General features: G+C 64.0%; 27 protein-coding genes. 13 read left to right on the top strand and 14 right to left on the bottom strand.

The annotated features are described in order from the left end of the window. Positions 1–106: 106 nt before the first annotated feature. Both RTCK_RS04015 and RTCK_RS04010 read right to left on the bottom strand, forming a co-directional pair. Entirely contained in the window at positions 107–673 is a 567-nt protein-coding gene (locus RTCK_RS04015) for a type 1 glutamine amidotransferase family protein (protein WP_142591784.1), read from the bottom strand. Positions 674–692: 19 nt separating this feature from the next. Further along, positions 693–1,181, bottom strand: coding sequence for a GNAT family N-acetyltransferase (locus RTCK_RS04010; protein ID WP_142591782.1), 489 nt, complete (start codon positions 1,179–1,181; stop codon positions 693–695). A gap of 252 nt (positions 1,182–1,433) precedes the next feature. On the opposite strand from RTCK_RS04010, the gene RTCK_RS04005 reads away from it, so the two are divergent. Together RTCK_RS04005 and RTCK_RS04000 are read left to right on the top strand one after the other, a co-directional pair. Further along, on the top strand, positions 1,434–1,748 hold the full coding sequence (locus tag RTCK_RS04005; RefSeq protein ID WP_142591780.1) for a toxin-antitoxin system TumE family protein: 315 nt from the start codon (positions 1,434–1,436) through the stop codon (positions 1,746–1,748). Next, a complete protein-coding gene (locus RTCK_RS04000; RefSeq protein WP_142521405.1) occupies positions 1,714–2,070 on the top strand; it encodes an HVO_A0114 family putative DNA-binding protein in 357 nt (118 codons plus the stop codon). The genes RTCK_RS04005 and RTCK_RS04000 overlap by 35 nt, the downstream gene beginning before the upstream one ends. Positions 2,071–2,075: 5 nt before the next feature. On the opposite strand, the gene RTCK_RS03995 is transcribed toward RTCK_RS04000, so the two are convergent. Then, complete coding sequence (locus RTCK_RS03995) at positions 2,076–2,489, bottom strand: MerR family transcriptional regulator (protein ID WP_142591779.1); 414 nt, start codon at positions 2,487–2,489, stop codon at positions 2,076–2,078. Positions 2,490–2,574: 85 nt separating this feature from the next. On the opposite strand from RTCK_RS03995, the gene RTCK_RS03990 reads away from it, so the two are divergent. Then, complete coding sequence (locus tag RTCK_RS03990) at positions 2,575–3,306, top strand: cation transporter (protein WP_142591777.1); 732 nt, start codon at positions 2,575–2,577, stop codon at positions 3,304–3,306. 15 nt (positions 3,307–3,321) lie between these two features. On the opposite strand, the gene RTCK_RS03985 is transcribed toward RTCK_RS03990, so the two are convergent. The 4 genes from RTCK_RS03985 to RTCK_RS03970 all read right to left on the bottom strand — a co-directional run bounded on the left by RTCK_RS03985 (position 3,322) and on the right by RTCK_RS03970 (position 6,469). Then, entirely contained in the window at positions 3,322–3,609 is a 288-nt protein-coding gene (locus tag RTCK_RS03985) for a hypothetical protein (RefSeq protein WP_142591775.1), read from the bottom strand. Positions 3,610–3,785: 176 nt separating this feature from the next. Then, the gene (locus tag RTCK_RS03980) at positions 3,786–5,930 is read right to left on the bottom strand and encodes a S9 family peptidase (protein ID WP_142591773.1); all 2,145 of its coding nucleotides are present in this window, start codon (positions 5,928–5,930) and stop codon (positions 3,786–3,788) included. Positions 5,931–5,981: 51 nt separating this feature from the next. After that, positions 5,982–6,206 (bottom strand): type II toxin-antitoxin system HicB family antitoxin, encoded by a 225-nt coding sequence (locus RTCK_RS03975; protein WP_142521400.1) that lies wholly within the window; start codon positions 6,204–6,206, stop codon positions 5,982–5,984. Then, a complete protein-coding gene (locus tag RTCK_RS03970; protein ID WP_235988547.1) occupies positions 6,203–6,469 on the bottom strand; it encodes a type II toxin-antitoxin system HicA family toxin in 267 nt (88 codons plus the stop codon). Before RTCK_RS03970 ends, RTCK_RS03975 begins: the two co-directional genes overlap by 4 nt. 83 nt (positions 6,470–6,552) lie before the next feature. Between RTCK_RS03970 and RTCK_RS03965 the strand changes: the two genes are divergently transcribed. Continuing rightward, positions 6,553–6,948, top strand: coding sequence for a DUF930 domain-containing protein (locus RTCK_RS03965; protein WP_142521399.1), 396 nt, complete (start codon positions 6,553–6,555; stop codon positions 6,946–6,948). Between the two features lie 7 nt (positions 6,949–6,955). Here RTCK_RS03965 and RTCK_RS03960 read toward each other — a convergent pair whose 3' ends face one another. Both RTCK_RS03960 and RTCK_RS03955 read right to left on the bottom strand, forming a co-directional pair. After that, on the bottom strand, positions 6,956–8,113 hold the full coding sequence (locus RTCK_RS03960) for an AI-2E family transporter (protein WP_142591771.1): 1,158 nt from the start codon (positions 8,111–8,113) through the stop codon (positions 6,956–6,958). Positions 8,114–8,169: 56 nt separating this feature from the next. Next, positions 8,170–9,033, bottom strand: coding sequence for a VOC family protein (locus tag RTCK_RS03955; RefSeq protein WP_142591769.1), 864 nt, complete (start codon positions 9,031–9,033; stop codon positions 8,170–8,172). Positions 9,034–9,231: 198 nt separating this feature from the next. Here RTCK_RS03955 and RTCK_RS03950 point away from each other — a divergent pair, with 198 nt between their 5' ends. The 3 genes from RTCK_RS03950 (at position 9,232) to trhA (ending at position 10,739) form a co-directional block, all read left to right on the top strand. Then, positions 9,232–9,642 (top strand): universal stress protein, encoded by a 411-nt coding sequence (locus tag RTCK_RS03950; RefSeq protein ID WP_142591767.1) that lies wholly within the window; start codon positions 9,232–9,234, stop codon positions 9,640–9,642. A gap of 35 nt (positions 9,643–9,677) precedes the next feature. Next, the gene (locus tag RTCK_RS03945) at positions 9,678–9,998 is read left to right on the top strand and encodes a TraR/DksA family transcriptional regulator (RefSeq protein WP_142591765.1); all 321 of its coding nucleotides are present in this window, start codon (positions 9,678–9,680) and stop codon (positions 9,996–9,998) included. An 87-nt stretch (positions 9,999–10,085) separates the two neighbouring features. Beyond that, entirely contained in the window at positions 10,086–10,739 is a 654-nt protein-coding gene (trhA, locus tag RTCK_RS03940; protein ID WP_142591763.1) for a PAQR family membrane homeostasis protein TrhA, read from the top strand. Here trhA and RTCK_RS03935 read toward each other — a convergent pair. After that, a complete protein-coding gene (locus RTCK_RS03935) occupies positions 10,729–11,307 on the bottom strand; it encodes a hypothetical protein (protein WP_142591761.1) in 579 nt (192 codons plus the stop codon). The two genes, trhA and RTCK_RS03935, sit on opposite strands and share 11 nt — an antisense overlap. Between RTCK_RS03935 and RTCK_RS03930 the strand changes: the two genes are divergently transcribed. Continuing rightward, positions 11,306–11,821: a GNAT family N-acetyltransferase gene (locus RTCK_RS03930; protein WP_142521392.1), complete on the top strand. Its 516-nt coding sequence runs from the start codon at positions 11,306–11,308 to the stop codon at positions 11,819–11,821. The two genes, RTCK_RS03935 and RTCK_RS03930, sit on opposite strands and share 2 nt — an antisense overlap. An 8-nt stretch (positions 11,822–11,829) precedes the next feature. Here the strand turns inward: RTCK_RS03930 and RTCK_RS03925 are convergent, their stop codons facing one another. Continuing rightward, positions 11,830–11,985: a hypothetical protein gene (locus RTCK_RS03925; protein ID WP_185927898.1), complete on the bottom strand. Its 156-nt coding sequence runs from the start codon at positions 11,983–11,985 to the stop codon at positions 11,830–11,832. 173 nt (positions 11,986–12,158) lie between these two features. Here RTCK_RS03925 and RTCK_RS03920 point away from each other — a divergent pair, with 173 nt between their 5' ends. After that, on the top strand, positions 12,159–12,422 hold the full coding sequence (locus RTCK_RS03920; protein ID WP_142591758.1) for a hypothetical protein: 264 nt from the start codon (positions 12,159–12,161) through the stop codon (positions 12,420–12,422). Here the strand turns inward: RTCK_RS03920 and RTCK_RS03915 are convergent. Both RTCK_RS03915 and RTCK_RS03910 read right to left on the bottom strand, forming a co-directional pair. Next, a complete protein-coding gene (locus RTCK_RS03915) occupies positions 12,389–13,351 on the bottom strand; it encodes an alpha/beta hydrolase fold domain-containing protein (protein ID WP_142591756.1) in 963 nt (320 codons plus the stop codon). The genes RTCK_RS03920 and RTCK_RS03915 overlap by 34 nt on opposite strands. A gap of 18 nt (positions 13,352–13,369) precedes the next feature. After that, positions 13,370–14,245 carry a DUF2243 domain-containing protein gene (locus RTCK_RS03910; protein WP_142591754.1) on the bottom strand — a complete coding sequence of 292 codons (876 nt, stop codon included), beginning with the start codon at positions 14,243–14,245 and terminating at the stop codon, positions 13,370–13,372. A 74-nt stretch (positions 14,246–14,319) separates the two neighbouring features. On the opposite strand from RTCK_RS03910, the gene RTCK_RS03905 reads away from it, so the two are divergent. Beyond that, entirely contained in the window at positions 14,320–14,670 is a 351-nt protein-coding gene (locus tag RTCK_RS03905) for an ethanolamine utilization protein (RefSeq protein ID WP_142521389.1), read from the top strand. Positions 14,671–14,733: 63 nt separating this feature from the next. On the opposite strand, the gene msrB is transcribed toward RTCK_RS03905, so the two are convergent. Further along, positions 14,734–15,144 (bottom strand): peptide-methionine (R)-S-oxide reductase MsrB, encoded by a 411-nt coding sequence (gene msrB / locus RTCK_RS03900; RefSeq protein WP_142591753.1) that lies wholly within the window; start codon positions 15,142–15,144, stop codon positions 14,734–14,736. Positions 15,145–15,308: 164 nt separating this feature from the next. Between msrB and RTCK_RS03895 the strand changes: the two genes are divergently transcribed. Genes RTCK_RS03895 through RTCK_RS03885 form a run of 3 tightly spaced genes read left to right on the top strand, consistent with a single transcriptional unit; the run spans position 15,309 to position 18,477 of the window. Further along, the gene (locus RTCK_RS03895; RefSeq protein WP_142591751.1) at positions 15,309–17,684 is read left to right on the top strand and encodes a putative monovalent cation/H+ antiporter subunit A; all 2,376 of its coding nucleotides are present in this window, start codon (positions 15,309–15,311) and stop codon (positions 17,682–17,684) included. Continuing rightward, complete coding sequence (locus RTCK_RS03890; RefSeq protein ID WP_142591749.1) at positions 17,681–18,100, top strand: Na(+)/H(+) antiporter subunit B; 420 nt, start codon at positions 17,681–17,683, stop codon at positions 18,098–18,100. Before RTCK_RS03895 ends, RTCK_RS03890 begins: the two co-directional genes overlap by 4 nt. After that, positions 18,100–18,477 (top strand): Na+/H+ antiporter subunit C, encoded by a 378-nt coding sequence (locus tag RTCK_RS03885; RefSeq protein ID WP_142591747.1) that lies wholly within the window; start codon positions 18,100–18,102, stop codon positions 18,475–18,477. The genes RTCK_RS03890 and RTCK_RS03885 overlap by 1 nt, the downstream gene beginning before the upstream one ends. Positions 18,478–18,484: the final 7 nt, after the last annotated feature.

The raw sequence follows: 18,484 nt of genomic DNA, 5'->3' as shown, positions 1-18,484 counted from the left end.
CGGCGGGGGCACGGAAAAACATGCAATCCCGTCGGCCATGTCTCTTGCCACCCTCGGTTTTGGCCGGGGGTGGTTTTTCTGCGAGGGCTGCAAGCTCTCGTCTTTTTCAGGAATGCTCGCGGCTGAAGACGGCCAGTTCCGCCTCGGCCTCCGGCCCCCACAGGCCGAGCGCCCTGAGGATTTCGGTGGTGAACGTCACCGGCGAATTGCCCGGCGCGGTGATGACGCCGGCGTGGGAGACCGCTTGCGGCTGGTCCCGGTAGAGCGCCTCGCCCCGATAGCCCGCCTGCTGCTTGTGGGACGCGAGCGAGTTTCCCGTGTGCGCCACGTTGTTGAGCACGCCTGCCGCCGCAAGGGCGCTGGCGGCGGCGCAGATGCCGGCCACGACCTTTCCGGCCGTTTTGAAATCCGCGGCAAGCGACGTGAAATCCGGCGCCTCGCCCTTCTCCCAGGCGAGCCCGCCGGGGATGACGAGGGCGTCGAAAGCCTGCGGATCGAGGGCCGCATGGGCAAGGTCGGGCGTCACCCGCAGGCCGCCCATCGAGGTGACGGTTCGGCCGTCCGGCGAGGCGGTGACGATCTCGACGCCGAGATAGCTGCGCGCCACCGCCATCAGCAGCGCACATTCCCAATCCGCGAAATGGGGTGTCAGCGCAATGGCAATACGGGTCATCCTCAGCCCTCCTGAACGGTCAGGCGATTGCCTGCATGTAACGCATGCCGGTCACCGGCCGCGGGCGGAAATCCATCTGCTCGTAGAAGCGGTGCGCTGCGAAGTTGCCGGTGGCGGCGCTGACCGAAAGATAGTCGCAGCCGGCGGTGCGGGCAATCTCGCGGGCGCGGGAAACCAGATGATGGCCGATGCCGTTGCCGCGCTGGCCGTCGCGCACGAAGAGGTGGTGGAGGTCCATGCCACGCGTGCCGGTATCGGCCCTGTAGAGCGGCACGAGGATGGCGTAGCCCATCAGCCCGTCGCCGCTGTCGGCCACCAGCGCCTGGATCCAGGGCATCGGCCCGAACAGGTCGCGCTCCAGCTTGTCCGGGGTAATGGCCGCCGCGTCGCCGTGATGGGCGGCGAGAAGTGCGATCATCTCGTTGAGTTCAGGGAGGTCATGGCGCTTGGCGGCGCGGATGGTCACGACCGCCGGGCGGGGAAGGGTCATTTCGGTATCTTCGGTCATTTCAGCGTCCTCTTGGGTATCTGTGCCGTCAGGAGGAGCCGTCTTGAAACAACAAAGCCGCCTGACGGCGGCTTGTTGACATTGTGATCTGTCGAGCCGCCCCTTACCGGTAGGCCCAAAAATACGTGCAGGAGATGGGTGCGCGTGCGTCGATCATGGCGAAGTAGATGCGCCCGTTCGGCGGGGTTGTCAATCTTGATCTTTCCAAGTCACTCATGATGGATTAGATTACATCAATGGCATGGAGGGCAGATGGCGAAGGCGGTTCTGATCCACAAGTCGCGGGCTTATATTCGCGACGGCGCCTTCATCGAGATGCTCATATGGCGGGTGCCGGAGAATGTAAGAGGCAGCCACCATGCATACAAGTACAGCCTCGCCCTCATCTGTAACGGCGAGTGCGTGCTTCGCTTCGATAACGAGGCGGGAAAGGGTGACCATCGGCATTTTGGGGATCGGGAGACCCCGTACGAGTTTTCCTCGATGGACGCCCTCATCGCCGATTTTCATGCTGCGGTAAGAGGATGGTTGAATGACCACGCTGACGGTGAAGATAGAGAGTCTTGAGGATACGATGTCTCGGATGGGTTCGGCCATTAGGCAGGAAGCAGCACCCTCGCAAGATGCCGTCGCCACTTTGTCCTTCCCTTCATGGGATGCCGTGCACCGCGTTCTGGCACCCAAGCGTCTAAACATCTTGAAGGTGCTCGTGGGTCATGGGCCTCTGAGCATCAGAGAAGTTGCGCGTCGTGTCGGCCGTGATTTCAAGGGTGTGTATACAGACGTTGATGCATTGGTCAAAAACGGCGTCGTGGAGAAAGCTCCCGGCGGCATCGTCTTTCCCTATGACCGTATCCACTTTGATTTCGACATCAGGGCAGCCGCCTGAAGATTTCAATGCTCCGCCTCGCACATCGCGTGGTCGGAGAGCGCGCGGATGACGTAGCAGTCCTCCACGGAATGGCCGCCGCAATGGGAGACGATGCGTTCCAGCTCGTGCTCCAGCTTCTTGAGCTTGGCGATCTTCTCGCGCACCGCGGCGAGATGTTCCCCGGCGATGCGGTCGGCCCCGGCGCAGGGCATTTCCGGGTGGCGGCTGAGGGTGATGAGGTCGCGGATCGCCTGGATGTCGAAGCCCAGATCGCGCGCGTGGCGGATGAAGGCGAGCCGTTCAAGGTCGGCCTTCTCGTAGCGCCGCTGGTTGCCCTCGGAACGGTGCGCCGCCGCGATCAGCCCCATCTGCTCGTAATAGCGGATGGTCGGCACCTTCACGCCGGTGCGCCTGGAGAGATCGCCGATCGAATACATTTCTGAAATTTCCTCTTGAACCTATAGTGGCTAGAGGGATTAGCTATGGTGTCACCAACGTCCATGCAAGAGGAAAGGCGACATCATGAGTGCTTCCTGCGGCCATCATCACGGCACGTTCGAGGGGCTGTCCCGAGACTACAAGCGGCGGCTCTGGGCCGTCATTGCCATCAACGCCACGATGTTCCTCGTGGAGATGACCGCGGGTCAGATGGCGCGCTCGCAAGCACTCCAGGCGGATGCGCTGGATTTCTTCGCCGATGCGATCACCTACGGCATCTCGCTCGCCGTCATCGGCGCCTCCATCCGCGTCCGCACGACGGCGGCCGCCGTCAAGGGGATCAGCCTCCTCCTGATGGGGCTTTGGGTCTTCGGCTCGACGATCTGGCGCGTCCTCGAGGGCGGTGTTCCGGAGGCGCCGGTCATGGGCCTCATAGGCTTCCTTGCGCTCGCCGCCAACCTCCTGAGCGTCCTGCTGCTCGTCAACTACAAGGACGGCGACGCCAATGTCCGCTCCGTGTGGCTCTGCTCGCGCAATGATGCGATCGGCAATGTGATCGTCATGATTGCGGCCTTGGGCGTATGGGGAACCGCGACGGCCTGGCCGGATCTCATCGTGGCGGCCATCATGGCCGGGCTGTTCCTGTCCTCGTCGGTGCAGATCCTGCGGCAGTCGTGGCGGGAATGGCGGTCGGGCGGAGAAATATCGCTCGATCCCCATGCCGGGCACAGTGATGGGAATGTCGGCCTGGACGGCCGGGATAGCGGGCACGACCACTGCGGGCATGATCACCCGAAAGCCTCGCGCTCGCACTGAAGCGCGTGCTGTTTGCTAGAATTCGCTGAATTCGCGGTAACGGTCGGCGACCCATTCTTCCGCCAGAGGGCGCGCGACGGTCTGGGTCGCCGCCTGTCCGGCGGCTTCGCTCCTCTTGCTCTCGACGCCAAGCCAGAGTGCCTTTGCGAGGGAGCTGGAAAGGAGCGTGCTGCTTTCCACTGTGAAGGCATTGGAGCGTGTCGGGGCATCGCTTTCCCGCAGCGGAGTTTCCTCTGTCCGCCTCTCGATGTCGTTCGGGCGGCTATGGTAGCCGTAGCCGCTGAGGCCGCTGTCGATCTTCATTGCGCCATACCAGGTTCAATCGTTAACAAATGGTTAACGAGGCAACCTTGCGCGAAGCTTGCGCGGGGCGCGCATGGGGCGAATCGGACTCTTGACAGATTCGTGAAGACGCGAATGCGGGTGATTTGCGCTTGTTGGTTGTGGCGGGCGGAGGTAGAAGGCGCAGCCTGTGCCGGCTACATCCTCCCAGCTATCTTGATCGCGAACGCGTATTCGAACGCTACCTCCTCCAGCCGCTGGAACCGGCCCGACTTGCCGCCGTGCCCCGCTGCCATGTTGGTCTTCAGCAGATAGGGTCCCGCCTCCGGCGCCTTCTCGCGCAGCCTGGCGATCCACTTGGTCGGCTCCCAATAGGTGACGCGGGGATCCGTCAGGCCTGAGAGCGCCAGGATCGGCGGGTAGGGCTTCGGCCCGACATTGTCATAGGGGCTGTAGGCGGCGATCCACTGGTATTCTTCTTCCGAGTCCAGCGGATTGCCCCATTCCGGCCATTCCGGCGGGGTGAGCGGCAAGGTGTCGTCGAGCATGGTGTTGAGCACATCGACGAAGGGAACGGCGGCGATGATGCCGGCGAACTTCTCTGGCGCCATGTTGGCGACGGCCCCCATCAGCATGCCGCCCGCCGAGCCGCCTTCGGCGATGATGTTCTCGTAGGAGGTGAACTTCTGCTTCACCAGATGGTCCGCCGCCGCAATGAAGTCCTTGAAGGTGTTCTCCTTCTTCTTCATCTTCCCGTCTTCGTACCAGGCAAAACCCTTGTCCTTGCCGCCGCGGATATGGGCGATCGCGTAGACGAAGCCGCGGTCGGCGAGCGAGAGCGCATTGGTGGAGAAGCTTGCCGGAATGGTGATGCCATAGGCGCCGTAGCCGTAGAGCAGGCAGGGCGCGGAGCCGTCGAGGGCCACGTCCTTGCGGTACAGCAGCGAGACCGGAACCAGTTCGCCGTCATGCGCCGGCGCCATCACCCGCCGGGTGACGTAATCGTCCGGATTGTGCCCGGAGGGCACCTCCTGCGTCTTCAGGAGCACCCGCTCGCGCGTCGCCATGTTGTAGTCGAAGAGCTGGGAGGGCGTCGTCATCGACGAATAGGAGAAGCGGATGACGTCGGTATCGTATTCCGCCGCCCCCTGCAGGCCCAGCGAATAGGCCTCCTCGTCGAACGCGATGGCATGTTCCTGGCCTGACCGGCGATCGCGGATCACGATCTGCGGCAGCCCGTCCTTGCGCTGCAGCCAGATGAGATGGCGGGCATAGGCCATGTGCGACAGGATCAGCCGGCCGGGCTCGTGCGGCACGACCTCGCGCCAGTTCTTCTTGCCCGGCGCCTCGACCGGCGTCTCCATGATCTTGAAGTCCTTGGCGCCGCCGTCATTGGTGAGGATGTAGAAGACATCGCCGCCCTCGGTCAGGGAATACTCGATGCCCTCCACGCGCTCCGCCACGAGCGACGGCTCTGCCGTCAGGTCCTTGGTCGGGAGGAGGTGGTATTCCGATGTCTCATGGTCATGCACGTCGATATAGATGAAGTCGTCGAGCAGTGAGCCCCCGACGCCGACGAAGAAGCCCGGATCCTTCTCCTCGTATACCAGCCGGTCCGCCGCCTGCGGCTGGCCGACGATGTGGTGGAAGACCTTCGACGGCCGGTGGTTCTCGTCCTGCAGGGTATAGAAGAAGCTCTTGCCGTCCGGTGCCCAGACGCCGCCGCCGCCGGTGTTCTCGATCACGTCGGGAAGGTCTTCACCCGTTTCCAGGTCGCGGATGCGCAGGGTGAAGTATTCCGACCCCTTGTCGTCATAACCCCAGATGCCGAAACGGTGGTCGGTCGTGTGGTCAAGCCCTGCAAGGCGGAAATAGTCCTTGCCGCTTGCTTCCTTGTCGCCGTCGAGCAGCAGCTTGCGGCTGGCTTCGTCCCTGTGGTCGGCGTCGCGCGGGATGCGGAAATAGCGCGGCTGCTCGCCGCCGGTCACATAGGCTGTGCCGTAGGCGAAGGGCCCGTCCTTCATCGGCACGGAGGAATCGTCCTCCTTGATACGGCCCTTCATCTCGGCAAACAGCGTCTTCTGCAGCGCCTGGGTATCCGCCATGGCGGCATCCATATAGGCGTTCTCCGCCTCCAGATGCGCCCGCAGTGCCGGATCGAGCAGGTTCGGATCCTTGAACATCGCCTGCCAGTTTTCTGCCCGCATCCAGGCATAGTCGTCCGTTCGGGTGATGCCGTGGCGGGTATCGCTTGCGGGCTTCCTTTCGGCGACCGGTGGGGAGGGGAGGTTGTGGAAGACGGGCTTGCGGGAAAGGGCCAAGGAAGCACTCCGGAATATCATGCGGGAGTGCCAGAGATAGGGGGTGCCTCGGTGGGAGACAAGCGGTCGGAATCAGCCAGCGTTGAGGTGGCGGGAGGGCTGCGGTATCGGCCGGCCGGTTTCATGGGCCGCCTCGATCCAACTCTCGATGGCATCCTGCACGTTCGAAATAGCCTGTTGCGGAGTCTCGCCATCACTCATGCATCCGGGAAGATCAGGCACGGTCGCGAGGAAGCCGCCACCGTCTTCGGGGGCAAGCGGAGAAACGACGACAGAAAACCGCAGGGGGCGCGTCAAAGTAACCTCACTGCATCGACGAACTGAACCAGTTTCCGAATATATACCGGCTTGATCGGACGTTTGAAAGGGACGGTCAAAATCTCCCGCATCTGCGGATGGCTGATCTTGTAGTGCGAACTTCCACCCCTCGGTGGCTCACAGGAGATGCCGAATTCCTCGCAAAGTCCCTTGATGTCCTCCAGGCGCCAGTCCGCTTTCGGATTGGCGCGCATCGCTTCATGCCTTTTGCTCATCAAGGTTCCACCCAGTCCCCGGATCATCCTATTTCCCGTTTCGGTGGGTGGTCAATCGGGCTGTCATCTCCTAGTTTCCGGCCCGTCCGAATCCCTCCGGCGAGACGAAGATGAAAAACAAGAAGACTGTTTTCCTGGCCCTTCTGACGCTCGCGGCCGCCGCGCCTGCCCATGCTCTGGATGCCGCGATCGTCAGGCAACTCAAGGCGCTCGCTCCGCAAGAGCGGCGGGAGCAGCGCTGCGATATCGAGGCCATGAAGCGCATCGCCCAGGAGCAGAAAGGCATGAGCCCGGACAAGGTGATCGCCTATACCTTTTCCGATCCCGTCGAAGAGGGCAACGCGGTGAAAGCGCCGGGGGCCGCCTTCCGCAGCGGCGGAGACTGGTACCGGTTGAAGTTCAAATGCGTGACCGGCGAGCGTGGCCTGACGGTCCAGTCATTCAAGTACCGGATCGGCAGCAAGGTGCCGCGCGACCAATGGGAGCGGTACTACCTCTACGATTGATATGGCCTCACCCCGGCAGGTGCGGCACCGTCCTGCGCTCGGGGAAAAGCTCGTTGGCGATCGTCATGGCGATCAGCGACAGCGGCAGCGCCAGCATGGCGCCGACCGCTCCCCACATCCAGGTCCAGAAGATGATGGCGATGAACACCAGGAACGGGTTGATCTCCCATTGGCGGCCCATGATCGCCGGGAAGATCAGGTTCTCCATAATCAGGTGCACGATGAAGAACACGGCGGCCGGCGCCAGGCCGACGATCAGCGTATCATGCGTCAGCACGCCGCCAAGCGCCACCGAGAAGGTCATGAGCGTGATCCCCAGATAGGGGATGAAGCTGGAGATGAAGGCGAAGATCCCCCACATTGCCGGTGCGGCGAGGCCGCCCAAATAGGCGATGAGCGTCATGGACAGGCCGAGCCCGAGATACAGCAGGCTGGCCGTGGCGAAGTAGTAGCCCAGCACCTCCTCCATGGAGTTCAGCACGCGGATCGCCACCAGCCTCTGCCGCCGTTGCGGGAAAGCCATGATGATCGTGCGGCGCAGCCGCACGCGCCCGTAGAGGAAGAGCAGGAGGGCCGCGAAGAAGATCAGCGCCTGGATGACGGCGGGCGCCAGGCTGGCGCTCAGGATCGCCAGCACGCTGCTGCTGTTCTCCAGGAGCTTCTCCATCGACATCGGCCCCGTCTCGAAGGTGGCGGCGCTGATGTTCAGCCATTCCATCCGCTCCAGATAGGGAAGGATGCGGTCGATCGTCTGCTCGACCAGGGCCGGCCCGCTGTTGATGAAGAAGGCCACCGGCTCGGCCAGCGCATAGACGATCAGGAAAAGCACCACCGCCACGGCGGAGGAGAGGGTGATGGCGATCCCGAAGCGGGGTATGCCGAGCTCGCCCAGTCTTTCGGCGGCCATTCCGAGGATGATGCCCACCACGATCGCCAGCGTGATCGGGATCAGGACGAGCTTCATATAGGAGATCAGGGCGAGGCCGAGCAGGCAGAAGATGCCGATGATCGCCCAACTGGCCGCTACTTCCAGTGCGGCCCGCCCGAGCGGGGAGAACTCGACAACATCGGCCTCGTCCTGCTGGGCCGCTGCTTCTGCCTTGGCTATGGCCAGGTCCGCCGCGGATCTCTTTGCCTTCCGGCCGTTGGTATCTGAAGTCGCCATCTTGTCGAGTCCCGGTGCGCGCGATCAACGCGCAGCGGGAACACCGGTTCCGCGGCTCATGGCGAAAGCCTGATGCCGATCCCCCAGGGGTCGTGGAGAGACCATTCGTTGCCGTTGCGCCGCACCTTGATCTGGCGTGCCTCCATGCTGGCGAGCGTTTCGTTGAGTGCGGCAGCATCATTGAAACGCAGCGTATACCCCGCGAGGCCCGTCATGTTCTGCAGGCGAGGGCCCGCGTTGCGGCTGTTCCAGACATTGGCGGCAACGTGATGGTGATAGTCTCCGGTAGCGAAGAAGCTGGCGCCGGGATACCGGGCCATCAGCTTCAGTCCCATCACGTCGCGATAGAAGGTCTCTGCCTCCGGCACGTCGCCCACCTGCAGGTGGATGTGGCCGATCGCCGTTCCTTCGGCCATTCCGCGGAAGGGCGCCTGCGGCGCCTCCGCGTGAAGCAGCCGCAGGTCCAGGCGTTCAGTGGCCATCTCCACCATTCCGTCCGCATGGTAGGTCCACTCGTCGGGCTGGCGGTCGCGATAGATCTCGATGCCGTTGCCTTCCGGGTCGGACAGATAAAGCGCTTCGCTGACGAGATGGTCCGAGGCGCCTTCGAGCCGCACGCCGTTCTCCGCCGCGTGCGCCAGCCAGTGGGCGAGCTCCGCGCGGCCAGGCACGAGGAAGGCCGTATGGAAGAGGCCGGCGGCCGTTCTCGGCGCCCGGACGGCGTCGCTTCGCCTCTCCAGCGTCAGGAGCGGGCGTCCCGCCACCCCCAGCACTTCGCCGCGCGCCTGCCTTTCGATGACCGCAAGGCCGATGATGCGCTGGTAGAACTGTGAGACCGCCGCAAGGTCCGAAACCACGAGATGGACATGGTCCACGAAGGCCGGGCGTGTCAGGGCGAATGGGTATTGGGACTGGGTCATGGCATCTCCTATCCTTGGCGGGCTGCCGTTTCCGTCTATATCGGCTTTGACCGGCGTTCGATAAAGATGCCGGTCTGTTGATAGGTCGTTCATCACCCATTGACGGTGGGCAGATCGAAGTTGATCGTGATCAATGCGCCCCCCGCATGAAAACGCAAGAAACTCTTCAATGCGAGCTGAACCTCTCGGGAGAGCACCATGTACAGCAAGATCATCGTCGCCGTGGATGCCGCAGCGATCGACAAGGCGGACCGCATCGTCCCGCGGGCGGTAAAACTCCTCCGGGAAGGGGGATCCATCGTGCTCGTCAGCGTCGTGGAGGATCTGCCGGGCTATGTCCTGGCGGAAGTGCCGGTCGGCATATCGCTGGATGCCCGCCGGGAGGCGGAGGCAAGGATCGAGGATCTCCGCCGCCGGCACGGGCTGGCCGCGACCATCGAAGTGCGGCAGGGTGCCCCGGCCCGCGAACTCCTAACGGCGGCTGCCGAGCATGACGCCGATCTCATCATCCTGGCCTCCCACAAGCCGGACTTCTCGAACTACTTCCTCGGCGCCACCGCCGACAGGATCGTGCGTCACGCCCAGTGCTCGGTCCTCGTCGATCGCTGAGCAGGCAAGAAGAACAAGAGAAAGGACACAGATCCATGGACGTCGCCAAGTACAAGGCTATCCTCACCGAACGGCAGCGCGAGCTCCACGGGCGCCTGCACAAGATCGAGGAGGACTTCGAACAGCCGCGCAATCCCGACGATGACGACCGTGCCGTCGAGCGCAACAATGACGAGGTTCTGGAAGAGCTCGGGGAAGCGGGGCAGAAGGAACTGGCCGCCATCGATGCGGCGCTCGACCGGATCGCGGCCGGCACCTTCGGAACCTGCGTCAAATGCGGCGATCCGATCGCCGAGGGGCGTCTCGACGTGGTCCCCCACACCCCCTTCTGCCAGACCTGTGCCGCCGCAATCTGACAGAGTGAAATTCTATTTGAATCAACAGCCTCTTGCCTTGCGGCATCACACGGATCATCTTGACCGGACGGGTGTCGCGAGGATTGCATGAGCGAGTTCTTCAACTTCGGAAGAAAATACGATTTCCACGAGATCGTCGCCGACGGCATCGTCCACGGCATCGGCATCGTGCTGGCGCTCATCGGCGTCACCGCCCTGATCTTCTACGCCACCGTCTGGGCGAGCCTCGGCGAGCTTGCCGCCGCCTGGATCTACGGCCTCGGCCTGCTGCTCTGTCTGTCGATCTCCTTCACCTACAACATCTGGCCGCACTCGCGCACGAAATGGCTCCTGCGCCGTCTCGACCATTCGGCCATCTTCGTGCTGATCGCCGCCACCTACACGCCCTTCCTCGAGCGCGGCATCCACGATCCGCTGATCCTCTTCATGCTGGTCGCGATCTGGCTGACCGCGATCGGCGGCATCACGCTGAAATGCCTGTTCCCCGGCCGCTACGACCGGCTGGCGATCCTGCTCTACCTCGCAATGGGCTGGAGCGGCGTGATCGTCGCCGTGCCCATCTCGCAATACCTGCCCGCCGTCAGCGTCTGGTTGATCGTCGCGGGCGGCATCATCTATTCGCTCGGCGTGATCTTCCATGTCTGGGAGCGGCTCCGCTTCCAGAACGCCATATGGCACGGCTTCGTGGTCGCCGCCTCCGCGGTCCACTACGTCGCGGTCGTCACCAGCTTCAATCTGTAGGATAGCCGATATCCGCAACCGTGCCGGCGCAAGCACCGGTGGATTGCAGGCTGAGCGCCATGTGCCGCAGGATCGGCGCGAGGATCTTCACGTCGTGGTAATGGTAGTCGTACTGGAAGAAGACGGCTGCGCCGTCGCAGAGGGGGATGCCGTGGACATAGTGCACCCGCCCGTCCTTCGACCGGTGGAAGGTCGCGGATCGCCCGTCGATGATCTCGTAGGAATGGAACCAGCCGGCTGCGGCCGCCGCATCCCGCCTTGAACGGGCCTCGGCGGCGAAGGGGTTTTGGAGATCCAGCCGCTCCACCGACAGCATGCTGTTCTCGCCCTCGTACCTGACTATGTCTGGCTCGCCCGTCGGCCCTGCTGCTTGGAGGCCCGGCGGGACGTGCAGCCGGAACCCGCCGCGCTGATCCTCATGGGTCACCCACTGCGGCGCCGCGGCACCGGCGGACGTAAGCCAGATTGCGGCTAGGGCGAGGATGCCCTTCGCCCTCCGGCGCCCCTCCATGGACAGCGCTTCATCCCGTCTGCTATGCCGAACGGCCCGATCCGCGGAAACCGCCATGACATCCATTCCGACCATACGCGCCGCCACCGAAGCCGATCTTCCTGCGATCATGGAGATCTACAACGACGCGGTGGCCAATACCACGGCGATCTGGAACGACACGCAGGTGGACCTCGCCAACCGGCAGGACTGGTTCAAGGCCCGTCGGTCCCGCGGCTTCCCCGTACTGGTGGCCGATGCCGGCGGCGCCGTCGCCGGCTATGCCTCCTATGGCGACTGGCGTGCCTTCGACGGCTTCCGCCACACGGTTGAACATTCCGTCTATGTCCATCGCGACCATCGCGAACTGGGCCTTGGGCGGCTGCTGATGACGGCTCTGATCGAAGAGGCGGGCAAGGGCGGCATCCACGTCATGGTGGCCTGCGTCGAAGCGGGCAATGCCGCTTCCATTGCCCTGCACGAGCGCCTCGGCTTCCGCAATGTCGGCACCTTTTCCGAGGTCGGCACCAAGTTCGGCCGCTGGCTCGATCTCACCTGCCTGGAACTGCGGGTGCCGGCAGCGAGCGCGTGAGGCGTTATTCAGGGGGCCTCCCCGCCTACATACTGGAAATATGCCCAGACCAGCACAAGAGCCGCGGCGATGCCCAGCACGGTCAGGAGCCTGCGCAGGCGCGGATTCGGCTTCTTCGGTTCCGGTGGCGTCGGCGGGCGCTTGAATTCCAGGACGTTGGACATGGCATCTCCTGCAGATGGGCGATTTCGGTTTTGGCGCAATTTTAAGGCGCTGCGCACGTAAAGCCAGTGCAGCGGTGCATCAGTCCCGTTCTTCGTGAGCGGCCGAAGCACGGCCCGGCCGGACAGCCGCCCCTTGGAGCGGGGGCTGGCTGTCCTATGTTGCCGGAAACTCCATGGTCCTCGTCGCCTCGTTCGTCTATCGCAAGGGTAAGCGCTGCGAGCCTGTTCCGACCGATGGCACGCTCCCCTTCCTGGGGAAGAGGGATTTCGTCTGGATCGGACTGCACGAGCCGGTGGCCGCGGAGATCGAGGGCCTTGCCAGGACCTTTGGGCTGCACGAGTTGGCGGTGGAGGATGCGCTGAACTCCATTTCAAGCGCACCGGCTGGCTCTGACCCGGTCAGTCAGCTAGCCGAAAGACCGCATTCCAGCCAGTGACGGATCCGCTGCCGCGCATGGGCATTCGTCTTGCGCGCCATCGACAGCGGAAGACGGTTGAAACCGTGTGCGCCCCGGGGCACGGGCAGAAATTCCGCATTCCCGTTCGCTTCGTTCCAGCGCTCGGCCATCCGGAGGCTGTCTTCGAACACCGGATCCATCTCTCCGGCCACGAAAAGGGCAGGGGGCATTCCGGAAAGATCGGCGAAGAGGGGCGAAAGGCGGGGATCGCGCCGCTGTTCTTCCGTGAGTTGCGACGTCAGCCGCAGCAGGTTCCGATAGGCTGCCTGTCCGTCGATCAGCAGGGATCGCGATGACGACCTCCGCAGGCCGGGGGTGCCGGCCATGTCATAGGCACCGTAGAAAAGGACCGCGCCGGCAAGCCTGTCCGGGCAGAGCGCGCGGAGATGGAGCAGGGCAAGCGCCGCCAGATGCGCCCCGGAGGATTCGCCGCCCGCAACGATCCGCTCCGCCCCGAACTCGGCGGCGGCTTCCGCAGCCGCCCATTCCGCCGCCCGCCGCGCATCCTCGATGGCAAGGTCCAGCCGGTCGTCCACGGCGAGGTGGTGATCCACGCTGATCACGAGAGCCCGGCATTCGGCGGCGATCCGGCTGTTGATGGGATCGTCGAAGCGCGGCGTTCCCATCACCCACGCGCCGCCGTGAAAGGTCAGATAAATACCCGCCGGCCGTTGCCGCGGGATGACCAGCCGCAGTCGCAGGGTGCGCCCGTCCCGATCTATCGAACGCTCTTCGATATCGACATCGCTCCTGCGCGAAAGCCGGGGGAGCGTCTCCCATGCCCTCAGGATCGCCTGGATCACCCGGGCGTTCATCCGGCGGTCGGTGTGATAGCGTGGAAGCAGCCGCAGAACCCGGTTGAACCGTTCAGCCTCGCCTATGTCCCGCTCGTCGTACAGCAAGGTCATGCGGCCGTTGCTCCGCCTTCACGCTCTCGTCCAGTCGAGGCAGCCGGCCGGCAGCAGCGAGTTGCTGACGAGTAGTGCGCCATGGCGGTAGAATGCGCCGGGATCGGTGCCTTCGGGAATTTCCACGGCCCAGACGGCCCCGCTGCTGTCGGACCACATCAGCCGCCCGTTCAAAGCTGCGAGCCCCGCCATGGCCTGCGCAGGCGAGGTTCCGGGGCGGAAGACCACCAGGGTCGTATCGCTGGAAGGGGGCGGCAGAGCGGACAGGGAGCCGGCAAGGACGATGGCGATCACCAGCGCCGTATGGGACCGGAGGGTGGATCGGCGGCCTCCGGTGCCTCCCTTCCGGTGCAGCACGAGGCCGGCCAGCAACGGAACGATGCCGAACACCGCCAGCCAGAGGAGGTCCCAGAACAGGGGATTGTCCGTGTCCATCCGGATCCGGTGGATGCCGAGCAGCCAGTGGGACAGGACGGCGTCGAGGATGTGCCAGGCGCCGAAGCCGATGAGGACGTTCCCTAGCAACAGGCGATCCGAAGCCGGAGTGGCGAACTGCCCGCGTCCCTGCCACAGCAGCCACAGCCCGACCCCTGCCACGACATACATGAGGACGTGAAAGAGGCCGTCCGTCAGGATGAGGAGGCGGATATCGCCGGCGGCCCCATCGAGGCCGCTCAGAAGGTGGTGCCACTGCAGTACCTGGTGCAGGAGTATGCCGTCGAAGAAGCCGCCGAAGGCAAAGCCCAGGGCGAGGCCCGACCATCGGAAGGATGATGAAGAAGCGGCGGCAGGAAGGCGTATTGAATCGGCAGCGTTCACGATGTCCCCCGTACGGCGGCGGTACCACTGGCCGACAAACAGGAAGGCCGACGGGAAGTTCCCTCCGGGAGGCATTTCTGCCGCTTCGGAAACCGCATCTTCCTTCAGGCGTTCAGCCAGCCTGGTGCAGCCGGCAGGAGGAGATGCGCATGCAGGTAAGGAAGTTTCGGATAACCGACGCCGTTTTCGAACGGTCTCCCGGGCAGGACGCAGAGGTCTTTGCCGGGAACGTCATCGACCAACGCCACGGTGGTCCGGTCACGATCGGCTTCGGCCGCTATGGGCCCGACCAGAGCATCGACGAATTGCTGGCCGTTCACGACACCATGGTGGTCCTGGAGGGGCGGCTGACCGTCTCGACGAGCAGGGTGACGGTAACCGCCGGCCCGGGCGAGATCGTATACATGCCCCAGGGCGAGAAGGTGACCATCCGCTCCCACGAACAGGGTGCGGTCACGGCCTACGTCACCTATCCGCATTGGCAGGAAGCGCAGGGTTGACGGCCGGATTGGCGTGCCAGCGTCCATGAGCGCCCGCTCTCCGCTGGTGCCGGGAACCGGGATCTATTCCAGCGGCTCGAAAACCATGGAATGGCCGTTGATGCAGTAACGCAGCCCGGTCGGCGGCGGCCCGTCCGGAAAGACGTGGCCGAGATGCCCGCCGCAGTTGGCGCAGCGCACTTCCGTGCGCACCATGCCATGAGAGATGTCGCGGTGCTCGGTCACGGCATCCGGTTTCACGGGCTCGAAATAGCTCGGCCACCCGCATCCGGCATCGAACTTGGTATCGGACACGAACAGCGGTTCCTCACAGGCGGCACAGCGGTAGAGGCCCTTTTCGGTGCTGTCCCAGTAGGGGCCGGTGAAGGCGCGCTCCGTTCCGTGCTCGCGCAGGATCCGGTACTGTTCCGGCGTCAGTTGCTCGCGCCATTCGGCATCGCTCTTCTGGATGCGGGGGGTAGTGGTGTCTGTCATGGGAGAACCTTTCTTCGCCTAAAGATAGGGTGCACACAGCCTCGCGAAAAGCCTCAACTATTTGTGGGTTTGCCGTTAATGGCTTGAGGCAGGGGATTCTTTGTCCTAAGGGGGTAGGGCTTACGTCCGCTGGGGGGCGATCCGCACAATAAACGGGAGACGAAATGGCCGACCCGACGGCATTGACGTTCTTTTGTCTTATGCTGCCATTCCTGGCCGCCATTTTCGCACCGATGGCGATTGGCAGGGTGGGGCATGGAGCGTCCTGGGTCCTGGCGCTCGCGCCGCTCTTCGCCTTCATCCATTTCCTCACCTTCTTGCCGCAGATCGCCGACGGCGGCGTCGTCACCGGCGGTTATGCCTGGGTACCGAGCCTCAACCTCTCCTTCTCCTGGTTCCTGGACGGCCTGTCGCTGACCTTCGCGCTGCTGATCACCGGCATCGGCACGCTGATCGTGCTCTATTCGGGCGGCTACATGAAGGGCCATCCGCAGCAGGGACGCTTCCTCTCTTTCATCCTGCTCTTCATGGGTGCGATGCTCGGCCTCGTCGTGTCGGACAGCTTCCTGATGCTCTTCGTCTACTGGGAGCTCACCTCGCTTACCTCCTTCCTGCTGATCGGCTTCGACCACGAGCGGGAGGCGGCGCGCCGCGCAGCGCTGCAGGCCCTGGTGGTGACGGGCATCGGCGGCCTTTCGCTGCTCGCCGGCCTGATCTTCCTGTGGAACATGACGGGTGTCACCCAGCTCTCGCTGCTCGTCCATGTGGACGATACGCTGCGCGACAGCCCGTTCTATCTGGCCGCCTTGCTGCTCCTGCTCGGCGGCGCCTTCACCAAGTCCGCGCAGTTCCCGTTCCACTTCTGGCTGCCGAATGCCATGGAAGCGCCGACGCCGGTCTCCGCCTACCTGCACTCGGCCACCATGGTGAAGGCGGGCGTCTATCTCCTGATGCGGCTGAACCCCGTCATGGGCGAAACGGCCGCCTGGGAGATCCTCTTGCCCTTCTTCGGCGGCATCACCCTGATCGCCGGAACGGCTCTTGCCATCCGCCAGACGGACCTCAAGCTGATGCTCGCCTATACGACCATGGCCTCGCTCGGCCTGCTCGTCATGCTGACCGGCTTCGGCGCGCCCCATGCGGTGGAGGCGGCGGTGCTCTATCTCGTCGCGCACTCCCTCTTCAAGGGCGCGCTCTTCATGGTCGCGGGCCTTGTTGACCACGAAGCCGGAACGCGCGACGTGACGAAGCTGGGCGGCCTGCGGGGCGACATGCCGATCACCTTTGCCGCCGCCGTGCTGGCGGCCCTCTCCATGGGCGGCCTGCCGCTCTTCCTCGGCTTCCTCGCCAAGGAGGAGATCTACTACGCGCTCGCCCACGGCGCCCTGCGCTCGATCGTCTTCACGCTGGTGGGGATCGTCGGCAACGGCCTGATGTTCGTGATCGGCTTCGCGGTCGCCCTGAAGCCCTTCCTCGGTCCCCGTGTGGAAACGCCCAGGCACGCCCATGAGGGGCCGCTCCTGATGTGGCTCGGCCCGGCCCTGCTGGCGGCGCTCGGGCTCTTCGCCGGCATCCTGTCCGGCGTCACCCACCGCTTCGTCTCCACGCCCATGGCAAGCGCCGTCGCCGGCGAGCCGACGGTGGTGGAGATCACGACGGTCCCGCATATCGGCATGCCGCTGCTGCTCTCGATCGTCACCGTCGCTTTCGGCGTCTTCGTCTATCTGCAACTCGATCGTGCCCGTGCGATGATGCGGCACCTGCTGGACGCGATCGGCAGCGGCCCCGACCGCGGCTTCGACCACTTCGTCTCCGGCCTTGTTCGCATGTCGGTTGCGGTTACGCGGGTGGTTCAGCCTGGGAGGCTGGAGGTCTACATAACCGTCAGTTTCATCCTGGTCGCATCGGCGCTCCTCATCCCGGCAATCGTCTATGACGAGCTTCCGGACGTGCCAGCATGGCCGAGCGACGTGCTGTTCCATGAATGGGCCTTCTTCCTTTTGGCAGCGGTCGGGCTGTTTGCCGTGCTGCGCGCCAGCGACCGCCTGACCGCGATCGTCTCGCTCGGTATCCAGGGCTTTGCGGTCGCCGTCATCTTCCTGCTCTTCGGTGCGGCTGATCTGTCCTTTACCCAGTTCATGGTGGAGACCTTGTCGGTCGTCATACTGGCTCTCGTGATGACGCGGCTCAGGCTGTCGCCGCGTGACCATCGTCCGCGCCGCCAGATGATCATCGATACCGTTATCGCCGTCGCCTGCGGACTCGGCTTCACCATGCTACTGATCAAGACGACGCAATTGCCGTTCAACACCGCGCTGACAGAGTTCTTCAACGCCTATTCCAAGATCATCGCCCATGGCGCCAATGTCGTGAACGTCATCATCGTTGACTTCCGGGGCACCGACACGCTGGGCGAAATCTCGGTCGTCATGATCACCGGGCTTGCGGTGCTGGCGCTCATCCGCGTGCGCCTGCGTAACCCGCTTCCGGACACGACGGCTGCAAAAGCCGAGGTTGCAGGGGAGGGGGAACGTCCATGAACACGATCATCCTGCGCACGGTCGCACCGCCGATTACCGCGCTGATGCTGGTCTTCTCCGTCTTCGTTCTGCTGCGCGGCCACAACGAGCCCGGCGGCGGCTTCATCGGCGGGCTGATCGCGGCCTCCGCGCTCGCCATCTACGGCATCGCCTATGGCGTCGCGGCCGTGCGGCGGGCCATCTATTTCCACCCGATGGCGCTGGCAGGCTTCGGTCTCCTCCTGGCGACGGTCTCCGGCTTCTTGTCGGTCTTCGTCAACGTTCCCTTCATGACCGGCCTCTGGATCTACCCGAGCCTGTTCGGTGTGGAGGTTCCGCTGGCGACCGTGATCTCCTTCGATGTCGGGGTCTACTTCGTGGTCGTGGGCGCCATTGCGTCGATCGCGCTGGCGCTCGAGGAAAGGGAGAGCGACTGATGGAGACGCTGTTTTCCGTTCTGATCGGCGTCTTCTTCTCCGTCGCCATCTACCTCATGCAGTCCAAGTACAGCGTGCGCATCCTGCTCGGCATCGCCATCTTCGGCAATGCGGTGAACCTTCTGCTCTTCACTGCCGGCCGGATCACTCGCGAGATACCGCCGATCATCCTGCCCGGCTCCGACATCCTGCCGATGACGACGGCCAACCCGCTGCCGCAGGCGCTCATCCTGACGGCCATCGTAATTTCCTTTTCCTTCTTCTGCTTCCTGCTCGTCCTCACCTATCGCGGCTATCAGGAGCTTGGCACCGACAATACCGACGAGATGCGGCTTGCCGAACCGAAGAACGAGCCGCTCCCGCCGCTCGGTTACTGACAGGATA

Source organism: Pseudorhizobium endolithicum (genome assembly GCF_902153245.2).
Classification (GTDB): domain Bacteria; phylum Pseudomonadota; class Alphaproteobacteria; order Rhizobiales; family Rhizobiaceae; genus Neorhizobium; species Neorhizobium endolithicum.
The sequence above is the reverse complement of the archived record's forward strand: the minus strand, read 5'-3'. Positions and strand labels throughout refer to the sequence as shown.